The following is a 20,551-nucleotide window of genomic DNA, read 5'->3' on the forward strand; positions in this document are numbered from 1 at the left end:
TCAGCCCACCAGTTCGTAGGCCGGGGTGGTGAGGAAGTCTGTGTAGTCCTCGGACAGGCAGATGTCGCCGATCAGCTGGCTGGCCGGCTGGTAGTAGAGGCGGAAAGCTTCGTCGCCGAATTCGGTCCGGAGCCGTTCCGTTTCCTCGCCCAGGACCCGCTCCACGAGTTCGCGGGTGACGGTGTTTCCGGTGTCTGCCAGGACGGACTTGTTGCGGATCTGCTGCCACACCTGCGAGCGGGAGATTTCCGCGGTGGCGGCGTCCTCCATCAGGTTGTGGATGGCCACCGCGCCGTTGCCGGAGAGCCACACCGCGGTGTAGGCGACGGCGACGTACAGGTTCAGGCGCAGGCCCGCCTCGGTGACCTGGCCGTCCGCGGAAGCGATGTCCAGGAGCTGATCGGCGGTGACGGAAACTTCCGGGCGCTGCTTGTCCAGCTGGTTGGGGCGGCCGCCGTTTTCCGGGTCGCCGAGAACGGCGTCGAACACTTCCCGGCAGGTGGGGACCAGGTCCGGGTGGGCCACCCACGAGCCGTCGAACCCGTCGTTGGCCTCACGGGTCTTGTCCGCGCGGACCTTGGCGAAGGCGGCCTCGGTGACCTCCGGGTGGCGGCGGTTGGGGATGACGGCGGCCATGCCGCCCATGGCGAAGGCGCCGCGCTTGTGGCAGGTCTTCACCAGCAGCTCGGTGTAGGCGCGCATAAACGGTGCGGTCATCACCACCGAGGCGCGGTCCGGGAGCACAAACTCCTCGCCGGCGTCGCGGAAGTACTTGATGATGCTGAACAGGTAGTCCCAGCGTCCGGCATTCAGGCCGGACGCGTGGTCCCGCAGCTCGTAGAGGATCTCGTCCATCTCGAACGCGGCCGGGATGGTTTCGATCAGGACGGTGGCGCGGATGCTGCCCTGGTCCAGGCCCAGGAAGTCCTGGGCGAACACAAAGACCTCGTTCCAGAGGCGGGCCTCGAGGTGGCTCTCCATCTTCGGCAGGTAGTAGTACGGGCCCTGGCCGTTGAGGACCAGCTGCTTGGCCACGTGAAAGAAGTGCAGGCCGAAGTCAACCAGCGCACCCACGGCGGGTTCGCCGTCGATCAGCAGGTGCTTTTCCGGCAGGTGCCAGCCGCGCGGACGGGCCACGACGACGGCGAGCGGCGCGTCGGTGCGGAGCGTATATTCCTTGCCTTCGGTGGAGGTGTAGCTCAGGGTTCCCTTGGCGGCGTCGCGCAGGTTCAGGATGGCGTCGATGACGTTGGCCCAGGTGGGGGTGCTGGCGTCCTCGAGGTCAGCCAGCCACACCTTGGCGCCGGAGTTCAGGGCGTTGATGGCCATCTTGGCGGGGCTGGCGGGGCCGGTCATTTCCACCCGGCGGTCCTGCAGTGCTGCCGGGGCCGGCGCTACCTGCCAGTCGCCGTCGCGTATGTCCTGGGTTTCCGGCAGGAAATCCAGCCTGCCGGTGTCGGCGACCTTCTGCCGCTTGACGCCGCGGGCTTCAAGAAGTTCGTTGCGGCTCGGGGCAAACCGGAGGTGGAGTTCCTCCAGGAACGCCAGGGCCTTCGGGGTAAGGATTTCCTCCGCACGTTCGATCGGCCGGGGGTTTGTGACAGTGATAGCCATTTCTGGTCCTTTCCTTGTGCTGGAAGTGGGGCGGTCAGTCGTTGGCCAGGACGGTGACGGGTGTTGCGGCTGCCGCTACGGCGGCGGCCACATCAGCGGCGACGTGGGGATCAAACACGCTCGGTATAATGTAGCTGGCATTAAGCTCGTCGTCAGCTACCCGGTTGGCGATCGCGTCGGCGGCGGCCACCAGCATCTCCGGCGTGATGTCCGACGCCCCGGCGTCCAGCAGCCCCCGGAAGAAGCCCGGGAAGGCAAGGACATTGTTGATCTGGTTGGGGAAGTCGCTGCGGCCCGTGGCCACCACCGCGGCGTGTTTGGCGGCGACAACCGGGTCGATTTCCGGTGTTGGGTTGGCCATGGCGAACACGATGGCGTTATCGGCCATGGACGCGACTTGCTCTTCGCCGATCACGTGCGGGGCGCTGACGCCGATGAACACGTCGGCACCGGCCATGGCTTCGTGCAGGGTGCCCGAGAAGCCTTCCTCGTTGGTGTTCCGCGCGATCCAGGTGCGGTGCTCGTCGTCGTACTGCTGGCCGGAGTGGATAGCACCGGAGCGGCCCGCGGCGACGATGTGCTCCGCGCCCTGGGCCTTAAGGAGCTGGATGATGGCTGAGCCGGCGGCCCCGACGCCGGAAACCACAATGCGGACCTCGGAGAGCTTTTTGTCCACCACGCGCAGCGCGTTGACCAGGGCGGCGAGGGTGACGATTGCGGTGCCGTGCTGGTCGTCGTGGAAGACCGGGATGTCGAGTTCCTCGCGGAGGCGGTTCTCGATCTCGAAGCAGCGCGGGGCTGCGATGTCTTCGAGGTTCACGCCGCCGTAGACCGGGGCGAGGGCCTTGACGATCATGATGATTTCTTCAGTGTCCTGGGTATCCAGGCAGACCGGCCAGGCGTCCACGTTGGCGAATTGCTTGAAGAGGGCGGCTTTGCCTTCCATGACCGGCAGGGCTGCTGCGGGGCCGATGTTGCCAAGGCCCAGCACTGCGGAACCGTCGGTGACGACGGCGATTGTGTTGCGCTTGACGGTGAGGTTGCGGGCAGCTGCCGGGTCCTCGGCGATGGCGAGGCAGACGCGGGCGACGCCGGGTGTGTAGGCGCGGGAGAGATCGTCGCGGTTGCGCAGGGCTACCTTGGGGACGACTTCGAGCTTGCCGCCGAGGTGCATCAGGAAGGTGCGGTCGGAAACGTGCTGGACCGTAACGCCGTCGAGCGCGTTCAGTGAATCCTTGATGCGGTCCGCGTGCGCCTCGTCGGTGGTGTTGCAGGTGACGTCTACAACAAGGGTGTTGTGATGGGACTCGGTCACGTCCAGTGCGGTAACGGCCGCACCGGCGGCAGCGACGGCTGCGGCCAGTTCGCTGGTTGCGGTAAAGCTGGACGGCGCGGCGACGCGCAGGGTGATCGAATTTCCGGGGCTCGGGTTCGCCATTGAATTTCCTCCTCGTACAGGCCCAGTCCGGGCCACGTCTCAATCGAATGTTTTCGTATTATGGATATTATTATCTGCAAAGTGGAAAAGCAACTACTTGTCAGTCAACTTTGGCGGCATCGCCTGCGGGCGGGTGGTGCTGTACCTTAAGAGCTCTAAGCAACGCTTTTCACGATGTGGATAAGAGTTGTCAGAATCTGAGCCACTAGGAGACAACGGAATGGCCGAAAAAGCCTCCGGAGGCGTGCAGTCCGTTGAGCGCGTCTTCGAACTGCTGGAACTCATCACCGATGCCGGCGGAGAGGTGACTCTCAGCGAGCTCTCCTCCTCCACTGAGTTGCCGCTCCCCACCATCCACCGGCTGCTGCGCACCCTGGTTACCCTGGGCTACATCCGCCAGCTGCCCAACCGCCGGTATGCCTTGGGCCCCCGGCTCATCCGGCTCGGCGAAGGCGCCAACAAACAGCTGGGCGCCGTGGCCCGGCCGCAGCTCAAGACGCTGGTGGACCGGCTGGGGGAGACTTCCAATATGGCGGTGCTCGATTCTGACATGGTCATATACGTGGCCCAGGTGCCTTCCTTGCACTCCATGCGCATGTTCACCGAGGTGGGGCGCCGAGCCCACACCCATGACACCGGCGTGGGCAAGGCGATCCTCGCCCAGCTCGACGATGACATGGTCCGCGGCATGGTCTCCCGGACCGGGATGCCGACGCCCACCGCCAAGAGCATTGGCGACATCGAGTCCCTGCTGGCCGACCTGGGCCGCATCCGGGAACGCGGCTACTCCATCGATGAGGAGGAACAGGAGCTGGGTGTGCGCTGCTTTGCCATGGCCGTTCCCAACGCTCCCACTCCTACCGCCATTTCCGTGTCCGGGCCGGTGTCCCGCGTGGACCAGTCATTTGCCGAGCGTGCCGTGCCCATGCTGCGCGAGGCCGCCCAGGCCATCTCGGACGAGCTCAACCGCAACTGACACCCCCCGCTGGAGTTTTTGTCCAGCTATGCGGCCCACTAAGCCCTTTTCTGCGGCTTATCTGGACAAAAACTTTGGTGCCGTTGACGACGGCGGCCCCTCCTTCCTGGAGCGGGCCGCCGTCGTCGTACGTCATCTCGTGCGGTGAGTTAGTGCTCCGACGCCTTCTCGGATGACTGGACCGGGACTTCCTTCCCGTCGCAGTCGATCAGCTTGCCGTCCTCGTAACGGTCGCCGTGGGTCAGGCATTTGAGGTCCTCTTCCCGGACGACGCGTCCGGTCCCGGCCACAAACACCGACTGGTTCTCCGAATTGCCGGCTTTCAGGTGGTTGAAGAGCAGGTTCAGCAGGATGGCCATAACGGCTGCCGAGCTGATGCCGGAGTGGAAAATGGTGCCGAACCAGGCAGGGAACTTGTCGTAGAACGTGGGGGAGGCGATCGGGATCATCCCGAAACCGATCGAGGCGGCCACAATGATCAGGTTCATGTTGTTCTTGTACTCCACCTTGGCCAAAGTCCTGATGCCGCTGGCAGCCACGGTTCCGAACAGGACGATGCCCGCGCCGCCCAGGACGGCTGTGGGCACTGCGGCGACCACCCGGCCCAGGACCGGCAGCAGGCCCAGCAGCACCAGGATCACGCCGCCGGCGGCAACAACATACCGGCTCTTGATCTTGGTGACGGCCACCAGGCCCACGTTTTGTGCGAAGGCGCTCTGGGTAAACGAACCAAAGACCGGTGCCACCAGGCTGGAGACCATGTCGGCGCGCAGGCCTGCCGCGATCCGCTTGGAGTCCGTCCGGGTTCCCACGATTTCACCGACGGCCAAGATGTCGGCCATGGTTTCGGTCAGGATCACCAGTACCACAATCACCATGGAGATGATGGCGGCAATCTCGAATGTGGGGGCGCCAAGGTGGAACGGGGTGGGGAAAGCGACGATGGGACCCTCGCTCACCTTGGCGAAGTTCGCCATGCCCGTGATGACGGCGATGATGGTGCCCACCACCATGGCCAGGAGGATGGAGAGGCGGGAGATGGTGGCGTTGCCCAGCTTGCTCAGCAGCAGCACCAGGGCCAGGGTGACGGCGGCCAGCCCGATGTTGGCCATGCTGCCGTAGTCCTCGGCCTTGCGGTTGCCGCCCATGGCCCAGTTTGCCGCGACCGGCATCAGGGTCAGCCCAATGGTGGTGATGACTGTTCCGGTGACCACGGGAGGGAAGAAGCGCACAATTTTGGAGAACACCGGGGCGATCAGCAGCCCGATGGCGGCGGAGACGATCACCGCGCCGAACACGGCAGGCAACCCGCCGCCGCCGGTGACGATGGCGACCATTGTTGCCACGCTGGCAAATGACACACCCTGCACGAGGGGCAGCTGCGAACCGAAGAACGGGATGCCGATGGTCTGGAGCAGGGTGGCCAGGCCACCCATGAAGAGAGCCGCGGCGATCAGTACGCCGATGTCGGCGGGTGAGAGGCCGGCTGCCTGGCCGACAATCAGGGGAACGGCAATGATGCCGCCGTACATGGTCAGGACGTGCTGGAAGCCGTAGGCGAAGCTACTGCCGACGGAGAGGCGCTGGTCTTCCGGGCGCCCCGATCCCTTATGGCCTTTGCCGGCAACTGCCGAGGCCGAATTCTTTTTGCTTTTCATGGCAGACTTTCTGGTTCATGGCAGACGTCTTCGTCTGGCTAACGTGTCTGGCTATGGATCTTTGGGAATGTTGCTGCCCGGCCGCGGAGTTTTTGGGCAGATACAGCGGATTTAGAGGCCCTGAAGCCGCTGTAAGTGGACAAAAACTCCGGGGCGGGGCGGGATGGGCCGGTGGCTAGGATCAGCAGAAGCCGGCGATGCCCATCCAGGCGTTTTCGGCACCCGCGGCGTCCTCACGGAGGACGGTGGCTTCGATCAGGCCGTACGGGCGGTCGGCCGCAAAGAAGACCTCATTGGGGTTATCGAGGCCGAACGGCGAGAGGTCCACCAGGAAGTGGTGCTTGTTGGGCATGGAGAACTTGATCTCATCAATCTCCGGGTGTGCTTCCAGGACCTTGGTTCCCATGTCGAAGAGGGTCTGCTGCAGGGCATGGGAGTAGTTTTCGGTGAAGCCTTCGAGCAGGAGGCTCTTGACGTCGTCGTAGTTCTTGTTGAAGTCGAACGAGCTGAAATCCGTGCCCGTCCTGAACCGCCAGCGGGCGGCGACGTCAGTGGCCAGGATGCGCTCCGTGGTCTCCTGGAGGGTGGTGTACTTGTCCTTTGGGTACGCGGCGAAGCCCGACTCCGTGGACTTCAGGACGGTCAGGTCCTTGAGGCCCGAGATCAGGTGTTCCGTGGCGCCGTCCCGGACCAGCACCGCAGTGCGGACTTCCTGGCCGTTGCGGACGAAGCTGTGGTCGTGCTCAGCGCCGTGTGCCTGGATCCGGTTCCAGCTGTAGGACTCGGCTTCCCAGCGGCCCCCGTCCACCCATTCGAAGCTGGACGTGAAGTGCTCGCCGAGGCGCAGCAGGAAAGCTTCGGGGGAGCCGACGCCTTCACGAGCGAAGGCGTAGACGGTGTTCTTCTGGGTGTCCGTGGGTACCACATGGCTGTTGTCGCCGTCGAGGTGCGCTGCTTCGAAGTCGCCGCGCAGCTGTGAGGTGACATTCAGGTCTTCGATCTGGTGGCGTTCGGTGTCGCGGGTGATCTTGACGACCCGGACCTCCGCTTTGCCGAACTGGTTGCTGCCGAGGATGATTTTGCTGCTCATGGTCAGATTTCCCAACTTCCGGTATGTGGGACCAGAGTCCCGCATAGAAATTAAGCGCGTGTTTCCCACGCGTTCTCGTTCCGTCGACCCAACAAAAAATGAGCCGACATCGATTGATGTCAGCTCATTACGACCCTGCCTGCTGCTCCCAGGTTTCGTGACGTACGCCACGATGTAGGAGCCAGCGTAGCTCAGACTATGGGGTGTTGTACATCACTAGTCCTATTTTGCGATTGTGACCGCTGCGCCCCTTCGCTGCACCTGGCCCCTATTGACGCCTCTCACCCGCCAATCGTATGATTTCATATAGCAGAAAAGAAGTTCCACAAGGTGGAATTAGGTAGGCTAGTGAAAGAACCAGCGGCCTCAGAGGAGGATCAGATGTACCAGCAGGACAACACGCCGGTTGCACCGGTGAATACGGCTGCACCGTCAGTCCAGGAGTTCTACTTCCCCCGCGGGGGTGGCACGGATCCGGATTTCAGCATCCCTGCCGAGCAAGACCGGCAGGACGGCGGCTTTCTCCATTGGCTCCGCGCGCTTCCTGTTTTTGGCCGGTAGGGCCGGCGTCAGGACCCTGGGCCTCCCGGCCACTCCTTGCCGGTCCACGGGTCATAATCGGCAATGAGCTCCTCCTGCGGCGGACGCTCCGCTTCGGGAACGTGCTGAAGGTTCACCCGAACCCGGTACCAGAGCGAGCTCGAGCCGCGCATTCCATCGACCATCACATCGGCCGGGTGCAGGGCGGGAACGACGTGCGTATGCCGGGACTTCCACTCCTCGAGCGCCGCCAGTGCCTCGGGCTTGGTCTTGGTCCGCGCCACCTCGATAAGCGGCATCACCGACTGCCGGCGGCCCGAGCCGTCACCCCCACGTGGTGCCTTCTCGGCGGGGCCGAGCTGGGCAGCCAGGGCGAGGAGCCCATCAAGGGCGCCGGCGGCGTTGTCGATGCCGGTATGCGGATCGCCAATCTCCGCGAAACGTCCGGGCACCGTGCGCACCGTGAATTGTTCCGGCCGCGCCGACCGGACCTCGTCCCAGGTGAGCGGCGTCGAGACCCGGGCGTCGGGGAGGGCTCGGACCGAGTATGCCGATGCCACGGTGCGGTCCTTGGCATTCTGGTTGAAGTCGACGAACACACTCTCCCCGCGCTCCTCCTTCCACCACCGCGCGGTGGCAAGGCCCGGCGCGCGGTTCTCGACCTCGCGGGCGAGGGTTTCGGCGGCGAGCCGCACGTCGCGGTAGGACCACTGCGGCGCGATGCGCACCAGGATGTGGAGGCCGCGCGACCCGCTGGTCTTCGGCCACCCCACCAGCCCAACGTCGTCGAGCACCTCCCGCGCGACATGCGCGACGTCGACAATCTGGGACCAGTCGACCCCCGGCATCGGATCGAGGTCCACCCGGAGCTCGTCGGGGTGCTCGAGATCCTCCGCGCGGACGGGATGGGGGTTCAGGTCCAGGCAGCCAAGATTCACCACCCATGCCAGGCCTGCACTGTCCCGGATGACGGCCACTTCTGCGGACGTCCCGGAAGCGTAGTGCAGGGTGGCCGTGTCGATGAAGTTAGGGTGGCTCTCGGGTACGCGCTTCTGGAAAAACGGCTCAGCGTCGATGCCTTTCGGGAAGCGCTTGAGCACCATGGGCCGGCCGCCGGCACCGCGCAGGGCGCCATCCGCGACGGCGAGGTAGTAGCGCACCAGGTCCAGCTTGGTCAGCCCTGGCTCGGGGAACACCACCTTGTCCGGACTCGAGATGCGGACCTCCGCGCCGTCGATGGTGAGGATCTCGGCCGGGGTCTTCGACGGGCTCATGCCGCCACGCTAGCAACGATCGGATATGGCGGCCAGAGCAAAATCGCTCTTTGAGGCGGGTGCCTTAGGGTCCGGCGGCGTAGGGTCCGGTGTCTTTGAGGCCGGCGCCTTAGGGTCCGGCGGCGTGGGGTCCGGCGCCTTAGGGTCCGGGTGGGATGAACAGGGTGTGATGAACCGGAAACCTAGATTTCACATTGCGAAATTTTATTTCCGGAAAGGTATGGCGTGGCCCACATTCCGGTGCTAGTCTCGATCTTGCCAAAGGCGGGCACCCGGCCACCGGGAAAGCTATCTACCAGGCGCAACTTAACCTTCACAGCACATGCTGAAGCCTGGTAACCGTCGCACCTGGTCCCCTTGGGGCCTGCAACAGGCTACCGGCTTCCCAGCAAAGGGAGTCGCATCATGAGTACAACCGTCACGGCCGAACAGTTTCTGGCCAGATCCATCCGGCTGGCAACGGCCAACGTCCTGAACAGCGGAGGCCCTTTCGGGGCCATGATCGTCACGGCTGATGGCCAGGCGTTCGACGGCGTCAACCGCGTCACCGCCGACAACGATCCCACAGCCCACGCCGAGGTCACCGCCATCCGCACGGCCTGCCGGGAACTCGGCACCTTCGACCTCAGCGGCGCCGTCCTCTACACCAGCTGCGAACCATGCCCCATGTGCCTGGCCTCCGCACTCTGGGCCAGGGTTGAGCGGGTGGTCTTCGCCGCGGACCGCCACGACGCAGCCTCCGTCGGATTCGACGACGCCGTCTTCTATGAATACTTTGAGAACCAGGACAGGGATTCCCTGATGCCGGTCTCCAAACTGGAACTCGGCGATGCCCAGGCGCCCGCCCCGCTGGAGCCGTTCAACACCTGGAACGCGCTCGAATCCAGGATCGACTACTAGGGCCGGTGGCTGAGATGACCATCCTGGATCAATCGCACGAGGAGCATTCGGCTCCACGGCCCCGCATCACCACGGCACTCACCACTCCTGCGCCCGGCACCCCCAAGCCCCCGGCACCGGAAAACGTACTGGACCGCTTCTTCCACATCACCAAACGCGGCTCAACGATTGCCCGCGAGTTCCGCGGCGGCCTGGTCACGTTCTTCACCATGGCGTACATCGTCATCCTCAACCCGCTGATCCTGGGCGGGTTCAGCGCAGACAACGCACCCACCGACGTCGCCGGCGGCTGGCTCTCCGCCGCCCAGGTGGGCGCCGTCACCGGCCTCACCGCCGGCGTGATGACCATCCTTTTCGGGCTCGTGGCCAACCTGCCGTTCGGACTCGCCGCAGGGCTGGGCATCAACTCGTTCCTGGCCGTTTCCGTCATCCAGGAAGTCACTTGGCCCGAGGCCATGGGCCTGGTGGTCATCAACGGCATCCTGATCGTCCTCTTCGGCGTTACCGGAGCGCGGACGGCTATCTTCCGGGCAGTTCCGAAGGAGCTCAAGGCCGCCATCACGGTGGGCATAGGCCTTTTCATAGCCTTCATCGGCTTCGTGGACTCCGGCTTCGTGCGGCCGACGGCGGGCGGCCCGCCCGTGCAGCTGGGCGACGGCGGCTCCATCACCTCCATCCCCACCCTGCTGTTCGTCGTCGGACTGCTCGCGATGGGAATCCTCGTGGCACGCAAGGTCCAGGGCGGCCTGCTGATCGGCATCGTCGCCACCACCGTACTGTCCGCCGTCGTCGAAGCATTCATGACGATCGGCCCGGCCAGCGCCACCAACCCCGGCGGCTGGCACCTGAACACCCCGGTCCTGTCCGGGCAGCTGGTCTCCGCCCCGGACCTGGGCCTAATGGGGCAGTTCGACATGTTCGGCGCGTTCGGCCGGATCGGCGGACTCGCCGCCACCATGCTGGTGTTCACCCTGGTGTTCACCAACTTCTTCGACGCCATGGGCACCATGACCGGGCTGGCCAAGAGCGCCGGCGTCGCCCACAAGGACGGCACCTTCCCGCGGCTCAAGTCCGCCTTCATCGTGGAAGGCTTCGGCGCCGTTGCGGGCGGGGCCACCTCCGGCTCGTCCAACACGGTGTACATCGACTCCGCGGCCGGGATCGGCGAAGGCGCCCGCACCGGCCTGGCCTCCGTGGTCACCGGCGTGCTGTTCCTGGGTTCAATGTTCCTCACGCCGCTCACCAGCGTGGTCCCGATCGAGGTTGCCGCCGCCGCCCTGGTGGTGGTGGGAGCGATGATGATGGCGCAGATCCGTGAGATCAAATTCAGCAAGTTCTCCGTGGCCCTGCCGGCATTCCTCACCATTGTCACCATGCCGCTGAGCTACTCGATCGCCAACGGGATCGGCGTGGGCTTCGTCAGCTGGGCCATCATCGGTGCAGCGTCGGGGAAGGCGAAGAAGATCCATCCGCTGATGTGGGTGGTCAGCGCCGGCTTCCTGGTGTACTTCGCCCGCGGCCCGATCAACGCGCTGCTAGGCGGCTGACGGGGACCGCGACAGTCGGCATCCCCACAGCGCGCACCGCGACAGCCCGCGCCGCTGCTTCCGGAACCACAGCTGAGGAACGACAATATGGACACCACCGCCACGCGGCAGAAGGAGCACCGACATGCTTGACCTGATCCCTTCACTCCGCAGCTGGGCGTCCACTCTTGCCGGCGGCCGGTTCGCCGTGGCCACCATTGTGGCGGCCACGGGCTCGTCCCCGCGGCCGGTGGGAACGTCCATGCTGGTGTCCGAATCGGGCGCTGTTTTGGGCAGCCTCTCCGGCGGCTGCGTGGAGGGCGCCGTGGTGGCGCTGGCCCTGGACGCAATGGACGACGGCGGCGCCCGCCTTGAGGCGTTCGGTTACAGCGCCGCCGATGCGTTCGCCGCCGGCCTCACCTGTGGGGGAGAGCTCGACATCCACATCCAGCCCGTTCCGTTGGACAGTTCGGCGCACTGGCCGGCCGGGAGCGACATAGCTAGCGACGCCGGGACTGAGGCCTGTGTCGGAGCGCTGCGCGCGGCGCTCCTGCAGCTGGCGGACGTGGGGCCGGGCGAACCCGTGGCCCTGGTGCGTCGGCTGGATGGCGGCGGGAGCACCGCCATCGTCATCCCGGATCCGGCCACCTTCCTGGTGGCAGAAGCTCCAGAGCTGAAGGCACTGTTGGGTTTTGCGGGGACAACTGATGTGGACGAGGGCGGCCGGAACTACGCCTTACCGGCGCAACTTGGGTCTCTCCTCCGGGCCGGTGGAACGGGCCTGGTGCAGCTGGGTGCGCCGGCTATGTGCCCCGCCGGTCCGGACGCGACGCCGAGGTCAGGCGCAACAGAACCTGTGACCCTCCTAGTGGAATCCCGGCTGGCCCCGCCGCGCATGCTGGTCGTTGGAGCCAACGACTTCGGCGCGGCAATCATTCCGGCCGGGCAGCTCCTTGGTTACCACGTGACCCTGGTGGATGCCCGGCAGGCGTTCGCGTCCCAGGCCCGGTTCGCCGGCGCCGATCGGGTGGTCCTGGAGTGGCCGCACCGTTACCTGGGGGCTGAGGCCGCGGCCGGTCGCGTCGACCAGCGCACGGTGGTTTGCGTCCTGACCCACGACCCCAAGTTCGACATCCCGCTGCTGGAAACCGCGCTGGCCCTGGACGTTGCCTACGTTGGTGCCATAGGGTCGCGCCGCAGCCACCTCCAGCGGGTGGATAACCTCCTGGACGCCGGAGTCCCGCCGGAGCGGATCGCACACCTGCATTCACCCATCGGGCTGGACCTCGGCGCGGTGACCCCGGCCGAGGTCGCCGTGTCCGTCACGGCCGAAGTCATCGCGTCCCGCCGCCTGGCCGCGTCCTGCACGCCGCTGCGGGACACCACCGGCCCCATCCACCACGACACGTACACCGCGCAGGCAACACGTCGCGAACCGGTACCGGCCTTCGTCAGCCACCAGGAGATCGCATGGACATGAACACCATCGAGGCAGTGGTCCCCACTACGGACCCAGCAGACTGGCGCGACGGCGACGCCTGGCTCGCCGGCGGCACCGTGCTGTTTTCCTACGGCAGCTACGCCTTCGGGCCCGAACCGCTCAAGCGCCTGCTGGACCTGGGCTCGGCCGGCTGGACACCCGTCACCGTCACGGACGCCGGGATCGAACTGGCGGCCACCTGCACCATCGCCGACCTTTATGACGTCCCCGCCTCGGCGGCAGCGGCAGGCCGGAGCTGGCCCGGCCTGGACCTGGTCCGGCCCTGCTGTGATTCCTTTGTGGCTTCCTTCAAGGTCTGGAACATGTCCACGGTGGGCGGCAACCTCTGCACGTCGCTGCCCGCCGGACCGGTCATCTCTCTTTGCGCAGGACTCGACGGCGTGGCGACCATCTTCGGTCCGGGCGGTGCCAGCCGCAGCGTGCCGGTGGCCGACTTCATTACTGGCGACGCGACGAACTGCCTGGCACCCGGCGAGCTGCTGCGCAGTGTCCACCTGCCGGCGTCGGCCCTTTCCTCCCGGGTGGCGTTCCGCCGCCTGTCGCTGAGCAATCTGGGCCGCTCGGGGGTGCTGCTGATCGGAAGGCTCGACGGCGGGACCTCATTGGTCCTTACGGTCACCGCGGCGACCAAACGGCCCGTGCAGCTGCGCTTTGACGCGCTGCCGGACGCCGGCGAACTGGCCGCGGCCCTCGAAGGCACTATTTCCGACGACCTCTACCACAACGACATCCACGGGCTGCCGGCCTGGCGGCGGGACATGACCTACCGCCTCGTGGAGGAGATCCGCGCCGAGTTGCTGGACGAACAGTTCACGGTTTCCGGCGACTTCTGGACCGGTTCATCCGGGCGGCCCCACGCCGGCTCGGCGCAGCCCAGCGCGCAACCCCAGCCCACCACACCGCAGCCAAAGGGGGCCTGACCATGGCCATCGAGATCAACGGAACCGCCGCGGACACCGCGCCGCGGCCCGGGCAGTGCCTGCGTACCTTCCTGCGGGAGCAGGGCAACTTGGGCGTGAAGAAGGGCTGCGACGGCGGCGACTGCGGAGCATGCACTGTGCACGTGGATGGCACCGCGGTGCACAGCTGCATCTATCCGGCCGTCCGGGCTGAGGGGCACGCCGTTACCACCATCGAAGGGCTGGCCGCAACAGCCGGACGGGACAGCGCCGCGGCCGCCGGAACTGACCTGCACCCGGTCCAAGTGCAGTTTATGGAACGCCAGGGCTTCCAGTGCGGCTTCTGCACGGCCGGCATGCTGATGACGGCGGCCACCTTCACCGACGAGCAGAAGGAGAACCTGCCCCGGAACCTCAAGGGCAACCTTTGCCGCTGTACCGGTTACAGTGCCATCGCGGACGCCGTGTGTGGGGGCGCCAGGCACCACGACCCGAAAGGGCACGGTTCCGGGATCGCCGGGGAAGGCCAGGCGGATCCGCAGCCCGGACAGTTGGGCGACGACGTCCCGGCCCCCGCCAGCCGCGCCGTGGTCACCGGGACAGCCCGCTACACGCTCGATGTGCCGGCAGACGAGCTGCAGGGCCTGCTCCACCTGAAACTACTGCGCTCGCCGCACGCCCACGCCCGCATCGTGTCCATCAGAACCGTGGAAGCGCTGAAAGTTCCCGGCGTCGTGGCAGTCTTCACGCACCTCGACGCGCCGGGCCAGCTGTTCTCCACCGCGCAGCACGAGCTGTACACCGACGACCCGGATGACACCCGGGTGCTGGATGACGTGGTGCGCTTCATCGGGCAGCGGGTTGCCGCCGTCGTCGCCGAATCGGTGGCCGCCGCGGAAGCGGGCGTGCTGGCGCTGCAGGTCCAGTACCAGGAATTGCGGGCTGTGTTCACCCCGCAGGACGCCATCCACCCCGGTGCCCCTCAGGTGCACGGCGACAAGGACAGCCAAACGGCGCGGATTGCACGGCCGGAGCAGAACGTGGTGGCCGAGCTGCACTCCGAACTGGGCAGCGTGGAAGCGGGCTTCGCGGCGGCCAGCTTTATCCATGAACAGACTTACCAGACCCAGCGCGTCCAGCACTTCGCATTGGAGACCCACGCGGCGATCGCGTCCGTGGACAGTGACGGCCGGCTCCAGGTCCGCACCTCGAGCCAGGTCCCGTTCCTGGTCCGCCGCACGCTGTGCCGGGTCTTCGGGCTGCCGGAGGACCAGGTACGCGTGGTGGCCGGCCGGGTGGGCGGAGGGTTCGGCGGCAAGCAGGAAGTGCTGACGGAGGACATCGTGGCGCTCGCGGCCCTGAAACTGCGGCGCCCGGTCCAGCTCGAACTGACCCGGACGGAGCAGTTCACCGCCACCACCACCCGGCACCCTTTCACCATCAAACTCAAGGCCGGTGCCAGTGCGGACGGGCAGCTGACTGCCCTGAGGCTGGAGGTCCTCACCAACACCGGTGCCTACGGCAACCACGCCCCCGGCGTGATGTTCCACGGCTGCGGCGAGTCGCTGGGTGTGTACAAGTGCGCCAACAAGAAGGTGGACGCCCAAGCGGTGTACACCAACACCGTTCCCTCAGGTGCCTTCCGTGGGTATGGGCTGAGCCAGACGATCTTCGCGATCGAATCCGCCATGGACGAGCTCGCCGTGGGGATCGGCATGGACCCGCTGGAGTTCCGCCGCCGGAACATGGTCCGCGAAGGCGACCACATGCTCTCCACCCACTCCGAGCCCGAAGCGGACGTCGAGTACGGCAGCTATGGCCTGGATCAGTGCCTGAACCTGGTCCGCGATGCCCTGGACCGGGGTGCCGAGCGGTACCGCGCGGCGGGGCTGGACGATCTTGGCCCGGAGTGGGCCACCGGCGAGGGCACGGCGCTGTCCATGATCGATACGGTGCCGCCACGGGGCCACTTTGCCCATTCGAAGCTCCGGCTCCTGGCCGACGGAACGTACCAGGCCGACGTCGGGACCGCCGAGTTCGGCAACGGCACCACCACGGTGCACGCCCAGCTCGCCGCCACCGCGCTGTCCACGGACGCCTCGCGGGTTGCGGTCCGGCAGTCCGATACCGACCTGATCGAACACGACACCGGTGCGTTCGGATCGGCGGGCACGGTGGTGGCCGGGAAGGCGACGCTCGCCGCCGCAGAGGAACTGGCCGTCCATATCCGGGCGTTCGCCGCCGGAATCCGGCAGGTCCAGTCCGCCGGCTGCGTGCTCGACGGCGACACGGTGGTGTGCGAAGGAATGCCCGTGCCGCTGGCTGAACTGGCGCACGCCGCCGCGGAAGCTGGCGTCGAACTTGCCGCTGAGGGGCGCTGGGGAGGCACGCCGCGGTCGGTGGCCTTCAACGTGCACGGCTTCCGCGTTGCGGTGAACAGCGGCACGGGTGAGCTGCGGATCCTGCAGAGTGTCCAGGCCGCTGATGCCGGCGTGGTGGTCAACCCGCGGCAATGCCGTGGCCAGATCGAAGGCGGCATCGCGCAGGCGCTGGGCGCCGCGCTGTACGAGGAAGTGGTGGTGGACGCCGCCGGCCGGGTCACCACGGACATCTTGCGCCAGTACCACGTCCCGACTTTCGCCGACGTGCCCCGGAGTGAGGTGTACTTCGCTGACACCAACGACAAGCTGGGCCCGCTCGGCGCGAAATCCATGAGCGAAAGCCCGTTCAATCCGGTGGCACCCGCCCTGGCCAACGCCATCCGGGATGCCACCGGTGTCCGGTTTGCGTCGCTGCCGATCGCCCGGGACAGGATCTACCTGGCCCTGAAGGAAGCCGGCATGGTCCCCTTCGTCTAAACCAACCCCGCGTCGTGAGCGAAGCAACCGTTTGTAACCCCGTTCGCGTGGTTCGCGGCGGCCCCGGCCGGAGACTGTCATAGGCTGGCCGATATCCGCTGCAGAAACTCACGCTGCGCGCGGACGCAACCCTTCGAAAGGCACCCACATGACTGACTCCCGCCGGCCCGCAGACTCCAGGGTGGCCGTCGTGACCGGGGCAGGTTCCGGAATTGGCAGGGCGGTGGCGCGGCTCATGCTGGCCGAGGGATACCGCGTGGTGTTGGCCGGCCGCCGTGAGGCCCCGCTGCTCGAGTCCGCGGCCGGGCACCGCCAGGCGCTGACGGTGGCCTGCGACGTCACAGTGCCCGACGACGTTGAGCGCCTTTTCGCCGCGGCTCTCGGGACATGGGGGCGGGTGGACGTCCTGTTCAACAACGCAGGCGTGTTCGGTCCGGCGGCATCGGTGGATGAAATCTCCGTGGCCGACTGGAATGCGGTGGTGGCGGTGAACCTTACCGGCTCCATGCTGTGCGCCGCCGCGGCCGTCCGGGCCATGAAATCCCAGGAGCCGCAGGGTGGGCGGATCATCAACAACGGGTCCATTGCGGCCCACTCGCCGCGGCCGCGCACGGTGGCCTACACGGTGACCAAGCACGCCATGACGGGGCTGACCAAGAGCATCGAACTGGATGGCCGGGGCTTCGGCATCACCTGCGGCCAGATCGACATTGGCAATACGGCCACGGACATCATGAGCACCATCGGCGTGGACTCCGGTGCCCTGCAGGCCGACGGCAGCCGCAGGGTGGAGCCGACTTTTCCGGTGCAGGACGCCGCCCGGGCGGTTCTGCTGATGGCGGGCATGCCGGCGTCGGCCAGTGTCGGCTCGGTGGTCATTACCGCCGCGGGGATGCCGTTCGTCGGCCGCGGCTAAACCAACGCGGGGTCAGATACGGCCCATCCCGCGGTGTTTTTTGGGCGGTATCTGACCCCGCGTTGCAGCTTCGAGGAGGTGCAGGTCGCCGGGGGAGTCAACGTCCCCGCCGCCGGAGAGGTCGCTGCAATCCACGAGATCGATCAGGTCGGGATGGGCCTGGAGAAAGAAACGTGCCCCGGCGTCCCCCGTTGCCGTTCCAGCGGCTTCAGCGCGGAGGCTGGAATCCAGGAGCAGCGGATGTCCCCGCCAGAGCTTTCCGTCGGATCCACGATAGGCGGCGGCTGTCACGCGCCCGGGCCGGTGCAATGCCAACAAACGGGCGACAATTTCAGCGGTCAGCCCCGGCTGGTCCACCAGCGCGATGAGCACATGGTCTTCCGGCGGCGCCGCCGTCACGCCGGCCCGGAACGAGCTGCCCATGCCGCCGGCCCAGTCCGCGTTTTCGATGACCCGGCAGCGGCTCAGATCAGTGGCGGCGCGGACCGTTGCCGCGTCCGCGCCAAGCACAACCACCACTCCCCGGCAGCCGCCGGCTAGCAGCACCTCCGCCAAGACTTCAACGAGCGTGCGGCCGCGGAAGCCAAGCAGCGCTTTGGGCCCGAGACCCAGCCGCGTCCCAGCACCCGCAGCGAGCAGCACCGCCGTCGTGCGTTCGGTGTCCAGGCCAGCCATCGCCCCAGACTATCCAGCTGGAAGAGAATTGACGGCAGTGTTTCGGGCGAACATCGCCGTCAACTGTCGTCTTGATGAGTGGGTTAGGCGCCGGGGGAGTGTCAGAAAGGCCGGTTTAGCTGCCGCGGTACGTGGAGTACGCGAACGGGCTCAGGAGGAGCGGCACGTGATAGTGGGCCTCAGACTCCACCACGCCGAACGTGAGTGTCACCTCCGGGAAGAACGTTTCGGTGCCACTGGCCGCGAAGTACTTGCCCGTGTCGAAGGCCAGGCGGTAGGTCCCCGAGGGCAGCCTGTCCGGTCCTAGTTCCTTGATGCGGCCATCCTGATCGGTGTTTCCTTCGGCGATCCGGACCCACCGCTCGCCGTCGAGCACGCTGAGGATGACCGGGACGTCCGCCGCCGGCTTTCCGGAGCCTGTATCAAGGACATGGGTGGTGACATGGGAGGTGCTCATTCGGCGATCAGCCCTTCGAGTCGGAGCACTGCGATTTCCCGCAGTTGCTGGTCAATGATTAATTGTTCTTCTTCGGGGGTGTGGGCCAGCCGGGCATTGAGGGCGCCCAGGATCTCTTCACGGGTGCGGCCGGCGGCGCGGATCAGGAAGACCTGCCCGAATTTCTCGTCGTAGGCCCGGTTGCCTTCCGCCAGTGCCTGCGCGACGGCGGCATCGGCCACGCCCAATCCGGCCTGTTCCGACTGCGATAGCTTGGCTTCAGCGCTGTCGCCCCGTGCCCGCTCGCCGATCCGCGGATGGTGGGCGAGGGCAGCGTCAACCTCTGCAAGGGTGAAGGGGTTCGCCGCGTCGCGGCCCGCCGCCAGGAGAGCTTCAAGGCTGGAATAGGGCCGCGCGTCGGCGAGCTCGTCGATCCAGCGTTGGACGTCCAGGCATGGACGCAGGAAATCGGCGGCCTCCTCGCGGCCGGCCGCATTGAACTGTTCAAGATGCACTAGACAGGTCCTCGTGTTTTGATGCTGGCATCCACGGTGTCAGCTATGCGGATGGTTGATTCCGCATCGTGGAACTTTTATTTCAGCATATGCAAAAGTCAACCGCACGCGCCCTAGTGATGTCAACTGACGGCGACGGGACTATGGGTCGCCTGCGTTACGATTCCGCAGCCCAGGAATAGTCAGACCCGCCGCGTCTCAATATGCCCAAATCCGTATTTATACCAGACCACCGAGAGTACTCTGTTCAAGCACTACGGAACGCGGCCGGAACAGGCAGCGCCGATCCTGTTGATGGCCTCCGACGACGCCAGTTACATCACCGGCACCGTACTTCCGGCGGGCGGCAGCGACCAGGGCTAGAGCCGCAAAACAAGAGCGCACGACGCCGAAAGGTCCCGGCGTCGTCCGGTCCCACTTTGGTGGGTGCTGCTATTGAGGCACCGCGACGGCCCGGGCAGCCGCCACGCCCACACTCCACTCGTATACGGGAGTGGTGCCGTTGATCCGGAAATCGCCCACGCTGCGTTCCTTATAGATGGTGGGGTTGTGCGCGCTGACGGTGCGCGCGTTGCGCCAGTGCCGGTCCAGGTTCAGTCCTCGGTCCACGGCGGACGCACCGCCGACTTCGAACATCCTGGTGGTTGCCTCCAACACGAGGTCAGCCACCACGATCTGGGCCTGCTGGGCATCAAGTTCGGCTTTTGTCAGTGCCCGGTAAGTTGTTTGCTCGTCGTGCTGGGCCATTGTTGCGAGTGCGTGCTCGAGGCTGGCGACGGCGGCGAGGACTGTGTGTTTGGCGGCGAAGGCCAGGCTTGATACGCGGCCCACTACCTGCTGGACCATGGCGTCGTCCCGGGGTAAGTCTGCCAGGCCGTGGCTGAAGGAGCGCTTGCGTCCGCGGACGTACTCGCTGGCGTCGAGGACGGCAGCCTCTGCAATGCCCGCCAGGCAGGACAGCAGGATCAGCTGGAACTGGGCGGTCATAAACGTTTCGCTTGCTCCGCCGAAGCGCAGGAAATTCCGGGAAATAACCGGTACGTCCTTGAAGCGGGTGGTTCCGCTGGCCGTGAGCCGCTGGCCAAACCCGTTCCAGTCGTCCAGGCGCTCCACGCCCGGATGGTCTGCTGCCACCACGGCGTACACGCATGCTTCGTCCCTGTACCCCGCCGCCACCGCAATGTAATCGGCGTACAGCGTGCCCGTGCTGTAGAACTTCTCTCCGTTGAGCACGGCCCCGCCCTCCCCGTCCGTGATGCGCGTGCGGAAGCCGCCGCTGAAGCCCGCGCCGGGTTCCGTGACGCCGTTCCCGAAGATCTTCCCGCGGCCGGCCTCTGCCAGGTACCACTCGGTCAGCTCACCTTGGGGTTCGGCCAGATGAAATTCGATCAGCGAAATGTGGGACCGGAGCGCCTGCGGGAGGTTGGGGTCGGCGGCGGACAGGCGAATCAGCAGCTCATAGAACTCAGGCAACCGGATGCCGGATCCGCCGTATTCCGCAGGAACACGCAGGGCCGTGAAGCCGCTGTCCCGCAGCCAGCCGATCTGCTCGAAAGGCAGCGTCCTCGTTTGTTCCCGTTCTGCGGCGCCAGCGGCAATACGATCGAAAATCGGCTGGAACTTCTGGTGCAGGCTATCCATGGCTGGTTCTTTCGGCTCTGGCGGGACGGAGGTGTCGCCCGTCCACCGTAGGGTGCGCACCTGCGCGATCCCGAAGTCTTGTGACGTAAAGCGT

The 20,551-nt window shown here is 66.2% G+C and carries 16 protein-coding genes; 7 read left to right on the plus strand and 9 right to left on the minus strand.

Annotation, left to right across the window (positions count from 1 at the left end; all coding sequences use genetic code 11):
* Both aceB and ABIB27_RS17655 read right to left on the minus strand, forming a co-directional pair.
* The gene (aceB, locus tag ABIB27_RS17650; protein WP_354254498.1) at positions 1-1,614 is read right to left on the minus strand and encodes a malate synthase A; all 1,614 of its coding nucleotides are present in this window, start codon (positions 1,612-1,614) and stop codon (positions 1-3) included.
* Between the two features lie 34 nt (positions 1,615-1,648).
* Entirely contained in the window at positions 1,649-3,052 is a 1,404-nt protein-coding gene (locus ABIB27_RS17655) for an NAD-dependent malic enzyme (RefSeq protein WP_354217231.1), read from the minus strand.
* Between the two features lie 220 nt (positions 3,053-3,272).
* Between ABIB27_RS17655 and ABIB27_RS17660 the strand changes: the two genes are divergently transcribed.
* Positions 3,273-4,028: an IclR family transcriptional regulator gene (locus ABIB27_RS17660; protein ID WP_354217232.1), complete on the plus strand. Its 756-nt coding sequence runs from the start codon at positions 3,273-3,275 to the stop codon at positions 4,026-4,028.
* Between the two features lie 149 nt (positions 4,029-4,177).
* Here the strand turns inward: ABIB27_RS17660 and ABIB27_RS17665 are convergent, their stop codons facing one another.
* The 3 genes from ABIB27_RS17665 to ligD all read right to left on the minus strand — a co-directional run bounded on the left by ABIB27_RS17665 (position 4,178) and on the right by ligD (position 8,590).
* Complete coding sequence (locus tag ABIB27_RS17665) at positions 4,178-5,686, minus strand: nucleobase:cation symporter-2 family protein (RefSeq protein ID WP_354254500.1); 1,509 nt, start codon at positions 5,684-5,686, stop codon at positions 4,178-4,180.
* A 181-nt stretch (positions 5,687-5,867) separates the two neighbouring features.
* The gene (pucL, locus tag ABIB27_RS17670) at positions 5,868-6,776 is read right to left on the minus strand and encodes a factor-independent urate hydroxylase (RefSeq protein ID WP_354217234.1); all 909 of its coding nucleotides are present in this window, start codon (positions 6,774-6,776) and stop codon (positions 5,868-5,870) included.
* Positions 6,777-7,345: 569 nt separating this feature from the next.
* Positions 7,346-8,590 carry a non-homologous end-joining DNA ligase gene (ligD, locus tag ABIB27_RS17675; protein WP_354254502.1) on the minus strand — a complete coding sequence of 415 codons (1,245 nt, stop codon included), beginning with the start codon at positions 8,588-8,590 and terminating at the stop codon, positions 7,346-7,348.
* 405 nt (positions 8,591-8,995) lie between these two features.
* Here ligD and ABIB27_RS17680 point away from each other — a divergent pair, with 405 nt between their 5' ends.
* The 6 genes from ABIB27_RS17680 (at position 8,996) to ABIB27_RS17705 (ending at position 17,190) form a co-directional block, all read left to right on the plus strand.
* Entirely contained in the window at positions 8,996-9,490 is a 495-nt protein-coding gene (locus ABIB27_RS17680) for a nucleoside deaminase (protein WP_354217236.1), read from the plus strand.
* A gap of 14 nt (positions 9,491-9,504) precedes the next feature.
* Complete coding sequence (locus tag ABIB27_RS17685) at positions 9,505-11,037, plus strand: NCS2 family permease (protein ID WP_354217237.1); 1,533 nt, start codon at positions 9,505-9,507, stop codon at positions 11,035-11,037.
* A gap of 124 nt (positions 11,038-11,161) precedes the next feature.
* The gene (locus ABIB27_RS17690) at positions 11,162-12,496 is read left to right on the plus strand and encodes an XdhC family protein (RefSeq protein ID WP_354217238.1); all 1,335 of its coding nucleotides are present in this window, start codon (positions 11,162-11,164) and stop codon (positions 12,494-12,496) included.
* Positions 12,487-13,437, plus strand: a complete 951-nt coding sequence (locus ABIB27_RS17695; protein WP_354217239.1) for an FAD binding domain-containing protein — start codon at positions 12,487-12,489, stop codon at positions 13,435-13,437. Before ABIB27_RS17690 ends, ABIB27_RS17695 begins: the two co-directional genes overlap by 10 nt.
* A gap of 2 nt (positions 13,438-13,439) precedes the next feature.
* A complete protein-coding gene (locus ABIB27_RS17700) occupies positions 13,440-16,274 on the plus strand; it encodes a molybdopterin-dependent oxidoreductase (RefSeq protein ID WP_354217240.1) in 2,835 nt (944 codons plus the stop codon).
* Between the two features lie 148 nt (positions 16,275-16,422).
* Entirely contained in the window at positions 16,423-17,190 is a 768-nt protein-coding gene (locus ABIB27_RS17705) for an SDR family oxidoreductase (RefSeq protein WP_354217241.1), read from the plus strand.
* Positions 17,191-17,202: 12 nt separating this feature from the next.
* Here ABIB27_RS17705 and nboR read toward each other — a convergent pair whose 3' ends face one another.
* The 4 genes from nboR to ABIB27_RS17725 form a co-directional block, all read right to left on the minus strand.
* Complete coding sequence (gene nboR, locus ABIB27_RS17710) at positions 17,203-17,865, minus strand: nicotine blue oxidoreductase (protein WP_354217242.1); 663 nt, start codon at positions 17,863-17,865, stop codon at positions 17,203-17,205.
* Between the two features lie 115 nt (positions 17,866-17,980).
* Positions 17,981-18,322: a hydroxyisourate hydrolase gene (gene uraH, locus ABIB27_RS17715; RefSeq protein ID WP_354217243.1), complete on the minus strand. Its 342-nt coding sequence runs from the start codon at positions 18,320-18,322 to the stop codon at positions 17,981-17,983.
* Complete coding sequence (gene uraD, locus ABIB27_RS17720) at positions 18,319-18,816, minus strand: 2-oxo-4-hydroxy-4-carboxy-5-ureidoimidazoline decarboxylase (RefSeq protein ID WP_354217244.1); 498 nt, start codon at positions 18,814-18,816, stop codon at positions 18,319-18,321. The genes uraH and uraD overlap by 4 nt, the downstream gene beginning before the upstream one ends.
* 432 nt (positions 18,817-19,248) lie before the next feature.
* The gene (locus ABIB27_RS17725; protein ID WP_354217245.1) at positions 19,249-20,457 is read right to left on the minus strand and encodes an acyl-CoA dehydrogenase family protein; all 1,209 of its coding nucleotides are present in this window, start codon (positions 20,455-20,457) and stop codon (positions 19,249-19,251) included.
* Between the last annotated feature and the right edge of the window lie 94 nt (positions 20,458-20,551).

Origin of the sequence: Arthrobacter sp. UYEF21 (assembly GCF_040546085.1) — a bacterium.
In the GTDB taxonomy this organism is placed as follows: Bacteria; Actinomycetota; Actinomycetes; order Actinomycetales; family Micrococcaceae; genus Arthrobacter.